We start from the raw sequence: 8,133 nt of genomic DNA, 5'->3' as shown, positions 1-8,133 counted from the left end.
TGGATTTTGGTGGTCTTGGCAGGCACCCCCTCATCCGCCTGTCGGCACCTTCTCCCCGATGGGGAGAAGAAGGACGGCGGCGATCTCCGCTCATATGCAATACCCCTGCCGCTTGCGGGGAGAGGGGACTATCCCGCCATCAGCGCCGCCCGCACTTTCAAACAGCCGGCAGCCGCACGCTGACCAGCAGCCCGCCGCCGGATGCGTCGCCAAGCGTGACCGAGCCGCCGGCGCCATCGACGACTTCGCGGACGATGGCGAGGCCGAGGCCGCTGCCCTCCGGCTCGGTGCCCATGATGCGATAGAAGCGTTCGAAAACCTGCGTGCGTTCGGCTTCTGGGATGCCCGGTCCGTTGTCTTCGACCCATAGCAGAGCCGTATCGCCTTCCCGACTGACGCCGACCGTCACGCGGCCGCCCGGCTGCGTGTAGCGGAGCGCATTGTCGACGAGATTGACCAGCATTTCGCGCAGCATGGTGCCGTCGCCTTCGATATGGACCGCCGTTTCATCCGCCTCGAGCCCAAGGTCGATATTGCGCCGCAGGGCTTCCTCGGCGAGCGTTTCCAGCACGCGCCGGGCCGTTTCCGCCAGATCGATCGTATCGCTTCGTGGCCGGCGGCTGCCGGGCTCAGCGCGTGAAAGCGTCAGGAGCTGGCTGGCAAGCCGCGTCACCTGCCGGGTGCTGGACCGCAATGCCGTCAGAGCCTCGTCGCGCCTGACATTGTCGGTTTCACGGGCAGCAAAGCTTGCCTGCGTCGAGATCAGGGCGAGCGGTGTCCGCAGCTGGTGAGCGGCATTCGAGACGAAGCGACGCTGCGCCGCCATCTGGTTCTGCACCCGCTCCATATGATCGTTGAGGGCGTGGACGAGCGGCCGAAGCTCATTCTGCACCATGTGTGGATCCAGCGGATCGAGGCGCTGGCGGCCACGCTCGCGCACGGCGTCGCGCAGGCGCAGTACAGGGGCAAGGCCGCGCTGCAGGCCGATGATGGTCACCAGCCCGGCAAGCAGGACAAGCGCGAGCTGTTTGGTGAAATCCGACAGCCACAGCCTGCGGCGCATGGCATACTGGCTGTTATGGGTAACGGCAACGGTGACGGAAATCGTGCTGTCCTGATCAAGGCCAACAACCGGGTGGCTCAGCATGAGTACGCGGACGCCATCGGTCCGAAATGTCATGTCCTCGCCGCTAAAATCCCGTTTCGGTCGTGGCAGATCGGGAAAACCGGCGATGAGGTTCCCCCACGCCGTGACCACCTGATAGAAGACGCGGTCGCCATAGCCGGTGTCGAACATTTCCAGCGCTGCCGGAGGTATATCGATCTGCACGGTGCCGCTGCCGTCGACATGCGTCGCTTCCGCGATGACGCGGGCCGAGGCGAGGAGTGTGCGGTCGGTGACAAGATCGGCCGTCGCATCGGCCGAACGGAAGCTTAGATAAAGGTTGATGCAGATCGCGCCGATCAGGGTCAACACGACCCAGGCAAACAGCTGCGCGCGAAGACTGCTGGCTACCCCGCCCAAGGCGCGGCTTACGAGGCCTTTGGATGGAGACGTCTCGTCATTGCGCATGGCGAAGGAGGTAACCGAGGCCGCGCAGTGTCGCGATCTGCACGGAGCTGCCTTCGAGCTTCTTGCGGACGCGATGCACATAGATCTCGATGGCGCTGGTATCGGCGAGGTCGTCGAAGCCGAAGACGCTTTCCGAAAGCGTCGCCTTGGTGACGGTCGTGCCGGCTTTCATGACGAGATGTTCGAGCACGGCATGTTCGCGCGGCGTCAGCGCCAGCGATTCGCCGGCCAGATAGAATTGCCGCGTACCGCCATCGAACACCAAGTCGCCGACGGCGATCTCCGGCGCGGCGCGATCGTGGCCGCGGCGGACGGCCGCGCGTATGCGGGCTTCCAGCTCGGCAATCTCGAAAGGCTTGGCGAGGTAGTCGTCGGCGCCACTGTCGAGGCCGGCAACCCGGCCGTCGAGACTGGCATTGGCCGTCAGGATGATGACAGGCACCTTATTGCCGCTCTGGCGCAGCCGTTTGAGCAGCGTCAGCCCGTCCATTTTCGGTAGCGACAGATCGAGGATGACGATGGCGTAGGCCGCCACTTTCAGCATGTGCTCGGCATCCTCGCCATCATAAGCGATGTCGACGACATACTGCGCCTGACGCAGCGCCTTGCCGAGCCAGGACGCCAGTTCGCGGTTGTCTTCGACGATCAGGAGCCTCATGAAGCGACTATACAGCAAGTGTCGGATATGGCGAACAATTCCCGCGGTTTTCCAGCCAGTGGATCACCGGCTGGCGAGCCTTAGGCCCATCTCACGGACCTCCCTCAGATAGACCTTGCGCGCATAGGGCGGGGTCAGATTGTGGTCGGCTTCGGGGATGATGGTGAGGCGTATGTCCGGAAAATGCTTCAAGCCCGCGCCGTTTTCGCCGAACTCGTCATGCAGGTGATCGAGGCCGATATCATGGGCGCTGTAGATCAGGGACATGTCGACGCCGCGTTTGGTAAGCGTTCGGAAACCACCCAGCACAGGTCCTTGAGCCGCAGCAAAGATGGGGAACGTACCGAGCAGGTGGCGAGCCGTCCGTATCGCCCGCCGTCCGAGCCCGGTCGCCATGTTGCATATGGCGCTCTTTGCATCGATCTGGCCGCCGAAGAGCCGCTTCAGCGTTTCCATCTGCAGGAGCTTGCGCCCGTAGGTTTCGAGCGATCGGGGAGCGAAGCGCAGCGCTTCATCGACCGATCGACTCTCGTCCCAATGGAAGCTGTAGGGATTGACCGTGATGAGGCCGCGGCAGCGCACATCGCGTAACGCTGCCTGAAAGGCGAGATAGCCGCCGCTGCAGCGTCCTACCACATAGGCTGGCAGCAAGCCCCGCTTCTCCAGAAAGTCCAATGCCTCAATAACATCGAGATGCTGGTCGCGGGAATAGAGCACCTGCTCGGGTGCCCCGGAAAGCGGCGGGCTGTCGCCGACATTGGCCGTATCGAAACGCAGCGAGGCAATGCCGTCGCGGGCAAGCGCGCGCGCCATGGTGACCGACATCCGGCCCCAGCCCGCATGTCGGTCATAGGCTGTCGTCAAGAGCAGTGCGGTCGCGCCCGTTCGGGCACCTTGCGGCTCGCAGAGAATGCCGAACAGTCGATTGTCCGCGCCGAAACGCAGCGGCGTCTCGCGAAAGTCTTCGCCGATGACAGGTTCCGCGACCGGCGGCGTAAGATCGTTCGATGTGGCCTCATCGGTTTTGGCGGCGGCCGACTGCACCCATTCGACTATTTTCCGGCCAGCCGCCGTCGGCATGGTGGCGATGGTCGGGTTCGAGACGAGATCGTCGTAACCGTCATAGGAGGCCTGCGTGACCTCCGGGCCGAGCGTTTCGAGATGACGCGCGAAATCGTCGTCTCCCGGGCGGCCCGGGCGCGTCAGTATCAGACAATTCGGCGTGGCCAGCCGGTCAAGCGTCATGAGGTTCAGCTTCCTGACCGCGTCGGCCGCGCTATCGGGCATGCGGAGGCTTGCAACGGTGACGCCCTCGGTCTGACGCTGCGCTTCGGAAAGCCCCATGCTTTCATCGATCATCTTCGACCAGACGTTCAGTTCGCGCAGATAGGCGCGGCCTGAAACGACGGGTGCAAGAAAGGCGACGCCGTCAATGCCGTCAAGCCGTTCGGCGAGCGTGGCGGCAATGGTTCCGCCAAGCCCCTGGCTGACGAGAATCAACCGCTCGCAGCCGGAAAGCGCCTTCAGCTTTGCCGCCGCCGCGAGAGCGGTTTCATGCCACGGCTCCAGACCTTCGCCTTCATCGGCCAGGTCAAGCGCATCACCCGTGCCGATATAATCGAAGCGGAGGCTGGCTATGCCGATATCGGCGAGATCTTCCGCCAGAATCCGCCAGAACTTGCGCACGCACATTTCCTCGAAGCCCCAGGGGCTTAGAAACAGGGCGGCGGTGTTGCGCGAAGGTGCCATGGCCGATGTGAACAGGCCGACCGTTCCGGCGAAGGTTACCGGGGCCGCTGCCGATCTCGACTGCCTTCCTTTGTCTTTTTCCTCGGCGGCTCCCCAACCAGCCATGCTAGTCTCCTCACATTCGGCGCGGCGCTAAGAGAGCCAGAGCCTGAGTGGCAATCGGATTGATACGTGCAGGCAACCGCGTCGCGATCTTCTGCATGACCTCGATATCTTCGGCTGGAACGGCTTTCAGCATTCTGAGCGCAATGCCATAGGCCAGAGCGCCGGCGATGATGGCGCCCACAAGGCCTGCGACACCGGTCAGCGCCTGAACGAAACCATAGGCTGCAACCGCGCATAGAATGGCAGCAACCGTAACTTTTGCAAGGTTGATGAGCATACCGCGCGTCGATCCTTCGAATTCCATGCGGCGTACCGTCATCAGGCACAGGGCGACAAAGGCGAGCAGACGAACCAGCGCCGCACCCTCGCCTCCGAAAAAGGGTACGGCGATGACGCAGCCGATGACCATGATGACGCTGGCGATGACGCCGAGGACGGTGCGTTCGCGCACGCGATCCAGCGAATACAGATATTGCGTGCAAATCTGCATGAAGACATAGGGCACCGCGGTCAGGGACAGCAGCGCCACCATGCCGCCGCTCGGCGCAAAGGCCGGGCCGAAGATCGTCACGACAAGCTCCGGCGAAATGGCGGCAAGTCCGAAGCTCATCGGCAGGGTGATATAGGCTATGCTGCGCGCCACGCCGGCAAAGACCTCGACCGGCAGCTTGTCCGATGCCCGGGCATGCATCTGTTCGGAATAATAGGGCAGAAGGCTGCCGCTTAATTGTACGGGCAGCTGCAGTGCGAGATTGGCGAGCGACAGGCCGACGGCATAAAAGCCGACCGCTTCGATGCCCCAGTAGCGCTGCAGGAAGACGAGTTCGATACGATTGAGAAAAATCGAGCTGTTGATGAGTTCGATCGAGAGGATGAGCGACGAGCCGATGAGAGCGGAAAGGCCGACGCCGCAGCTGTTCTTGCGCGCGATCGCAATCCGGAGCGTCGCGATGAACATCGGCAGCTGCCCAATCGCATAGCCGGCGAGCGCGCCGCTGACGCCGAAGAAGATCGCTCCTGCAAGGACGGTAACGAGCTGCAGCGCCGAACTTATTATGGTGATGCGCAGGAACGCGCCGACTTGCTGCTCGCCGATCAGATAGTTCTTGCTGTAGGCGCCGAGAGACTGAAGAACGAAGAATACGCCCGTGATGACAATGACTTCAGATGCATCGCCCGCCCAATGCAGCCGCTCTGTATCCCAATAATAGGCGGCGTAGCCTGCAAGCAGGATCACGGTTGCGAGAATCGTCGGCTGCAGTAGATACGCGGCAAAACCAAGCCGTTCTTCGGTAGAATAGCCGTTCCCCTTCAGCTGGGGCAGAATGCGCAGCAGGGTAACGCCGGCGCCGAGCTCGGCGATCAGTGCTCCCGTCGTCGTCAGCCACAGAGAAAAGGCGATGATGCCATTGGCCTCGGGGCCTAGCAGGCGCGCCGCTATGATCGAACATGCAAAGCCGGTCGCAAGCAGGGTCAATCCCGCCGCGGCGTTCAAAACCGAATTTGCCATTATGCTCTTCGTCATGAAGATAGACCGCTCCTCAAACTGCCGGAACCTACCGCACATGTCCGGCTTTTCGTGGGGATAGCGTCAGCTCTATTTCATATGCCTTAATATTTAGGGTTTAATGCTGCGCTAAGTTCATTTTTTACTTCGGCTAATATTCTTTCTCTCTGATATTGGCCGCTCTAGGGCTTGTGCGGAGGGTTTCATTGTTCAGCCTTATCGTCTGCACGATCGATCGTTTCGATCAGCTGGAGCGGCTATTCCGTTCGCTGGTGGGGCAGAGTCATAAGGATTTCGAGGTCATCGTCGTCGATCAGAACCTCGACGACCGGCTGCGCGAGCTTATCGACCGCTTTTCCCCCTCCTTCCTCATTCGTCACGTCCGTTCGCCGAAGGGACTTTCGCGGGCGCGCAACAAAGGCATGGCGGTTGCGGAGGGCGATTACGTCTGTTTTCCCGACGATGACTGCTGGTACGAGGCCGATACGCTTTCGACGGCCGCGACTTTGTTTGCCGAGCACCCCGACCTCGCGATCGTCACCGGCCGAACGCTTGATGCCCAAGGTCTTGCCTCCGTCAGCCCGACGGGTGAGACGCGGCTTGCCCTGACCCGGTGGAACTATCTGAGGTGCGGCAATTCCAATGGCATCTTCGTGCGCCGTGCGGCCCTGGTCGATATCGGTGGTTTCGACGAGGATCTCGGCGTCGGCTCGGAATCGCCATTCCAGAGCGGCGAAGAGGCGGATTTCCTGCTGCGCGCGCTTGGCGCCGGCAGACAAGCGATGTTCTTTCCCGAGCTCATCGTCCATCACGATCAGGTCACGAGCGAATACGGGCCGCGGCAGGTGGAGCGTGCGCGCAAATATGGGCGTGGCTTCGGCGCGCTGATGCGCAAGCAGGCCTTTCCCTTGTATTATGTCAGCTATCGCCTGTTTCGTCCGGTCGCCGGCTGGCTGGCGGCGCTGGCGCGATTCAATCTTGATGCGGCCCGCTACAAGCGCGCCTGGCTGGTGGGCATTCTGGAAGGTTACGCCGCCTGGCCGCGCTGGCGCAGGAACTGAGGCGACTTGCCTTTCGGCGTCAGGGTTTCCGCATAGATATCCATATAGCGCTGGGCGACCTCGTCCCAGGCATAGGCGCGGGCATCGCGCAACAGCTCCTGTCGCAGGCTCAGGTCGTCGCCCTGTAGGCGCTCAAAGGCGGCGGTCAGCGCATCGGCGGCAGCTTCCGGATTGGAGAAATCCGAGAGCATGAGGGCCGGGTGGGTTTCGGCCATCGCCTTATAGGCTTCGTTGGCGTTCAGCACCGGCAGCAGGCCGGCGCTCATCGCTTCGATCGCCACGAGACCGAAGCCTTCGTACTCGGAGGCCGAGGCGAAGAGCGATGCGCGGGCGATGATGTTGCGGATCGAGCCTTCGTCGATCGAGACATGCAGCGCGACATTGCGCTCCAGATTGCGAACGGCAATTTCCTTTTCCAGCGTTGCCCGGTCGAGATCCGATTCAGCGCCGATAATATCGAGATGCCAGTCCTCATGGCGGCCTGCCAGCACCTTCATGACGTCGAGCAGGTGATCGAGCCGCTTATTGACCGAGAAACGGCCTATCGTGACTATGCGGCGACGTGCTTCCAAAGCGGCGCAATTGGAAAACTTGCCGACGTCGGCGCCGTTTTCGATCAGGTGCACGCGGCTTTCGGCAATCTGCGCAAAGAGCCGCGCGTCGGATTGGCTGCAGCAGATGAGAGAGGCATAACCGAGCGCGGAAAGCCGCGTTGCCGTGTTGAACCAGACCTTCTTGATGGCCGCATATTTCTGCGTGTGGAAGAAGCCGCCATGGGTGGTGGCGACCATGGGCCGTCCGTGCATCAGCTTGCCCCAGGCCAGCGCATCGAAGAAGAAATCGACGGCGTGGACATGAACGAGGTCGGCATCGGCCAGATGGCGGAAAACCTTGGGCGCCAGCGGATATCGGCTGGAGCCGGACCAGGGAATGCGGACGATTTCGATGCCGTCGATCGTTTCGCCTTCAGGCAGTTGGCGGTCGGGATCGGAAAACAGGCTGTTGCAGGTAACGACGCGCACGCGATAGCCGCGGGAAACCAGCTGGCGGCACAGATTGGCAACGACATCTTCAAGGCCTCCCTTGTTCGGCAGGAACTGACGCACGACATGCACGATCAGCGGCCCGGCCTGCTTGTTTGCCTGAATATCCGCAACAGCCGATGTCATCGATCCACCCTCGACCCCTATGCCGCGCCATGCACCGGCAATCCGGCGCTGCAGCGCGCCGCCCGTTGATCAGTCGGCAAAGCAGATCATCGGGTCGGTTAAAAAGGGTTTAATTCTGCGCAGAAAGTCGAGCGGTTTCGGGCAAGAGGGTTAATGTCGGGCCGATTTGCGGAGTGGGAGGAGCTTGTCTGGTGGATGTGCGGTGGCGCGACACCATGATTGTCGGTTGCTCCTGTGACCTGCCCCTCACCCTAGCCCTCTCCCCGCTTGCGGCAGGGGTATCGCATATGAGCGGAGATCGCCGCCGTCCT

General features: G+C 61.9%; 7 protein-coding genes. 2 read left to right on the top strand and 5 right to left on the bottom strand.

The window, feature by feature from the left end:
* Positions 1-183, top strand: a 183-nt coding sequence (locus AC13RC_RS33980; protein ID WP_488559782.1) for a hypothetical protein, incomplete at its 5' end; no start/stop codon positions are given.
* Here the strand turns inward: AC13RC_RS33980 and AC13RC_RS33975 are convergent.
* The 4 genes from AC13RC_RS33975 to AC13RC_RS33960 form a co-directional block, all read right to left on the bottom strand.
* A complete protein-coding gene (locus AC13RC_RS33975) occupies positions 158-1,573 on the bottom strand; it encodes a sensor histidine kinase (protein ID WP_488559781.1) in 1,416 nt (471 codons plus the stop codon). The genes AC13RC_RS33980 and AC13RC_RS33975 overlap by 26 nt on opposite strands.
* Positions 1,563-2,231: a response regulator gene (locus tag AC13RC_RS33970; RefSeq protein WP_095433066.1), complete on the bottom strand. Its 669-nt coding sequence runs from the start codon at positions 2,229-2,231 to the stop codon at positions 1,563-1,565. Before AC13RC_RS33970 ends, AC13RC_RS33975 begins: the two co-directional genes overlap by 11 nt.
* 63 nt (positions 2,232-2,294) lie before the next feature.
* The gene (locus AC13RC_RS33965; RefSeq protein WP_488559780.1) at positions 2,295-4,085 is read right to left on the bottom strand and encodes an alpha/beta fold hydrolase; all 1,791 of its coding nucleotides are present in this window, start codon (positions 4,083-4,085) and stop codon (positions 2,295-2,297) included.
* Between the two features lie 10 nt (positions 4,086-4,095).
* The gene (locus tag AC13RC_RS33960; protein ID WP_113420400.1) at positions 4,096-5,610 is read right to left on the bottom strand and encodes a lipopolysaccharide biosynthesis protein; all 1,515 of its coding nucleotides are present in this window, start codon (positions 5,608-5,610) and stop codon (positions 4,096-4,098) included.
* Positions 5,611-5,798: 188 nt separating this feature from the next.
* On the opposite strand from AC13RC_RS33960, the gene AC13RC_RS33955 reads away from it, so the two are divergent.
* Entirely contained in the window at positions 5,799-6,653 is an 855-nt protein-coding gene (locus AC13RC_RS33955) for a glycosyltransferase family 2 protein (RefSeq protein ID WP_113352958.1), read from the top strand.
* On the opposite strand, the gene AC13RC_RS33950 is transcribed toward AC13RC_RS33955, so the two are convergent.
* The gene (locus tag AC13RC_RS33950) at positions 6,620-7,822 is read right to left on the bottom strand and encodes a glycosyltransferase family 4 protein (protein WP_488559779.1); all 1,203 of its coding nucleotides are present in this window, start codon (positions 7,820-7,822) and stop codon (positions 6,620-6,622) included. The genes AC13RC_RS33955 and AC13RC_RS33950 overlap by 34 nt on opposite strands.
* Positions 7,823-8,133 lie beyond the last annotated feature (311 nt).

The organism is Martinezella sp. CNPSo 3890, from assembly GCF_057784455.1.
The sequence above is the reverse complement of the archived record's forward strand: the minus strand, read 5'-3'. Positions and strand labels throughout refer to the sequence as shown.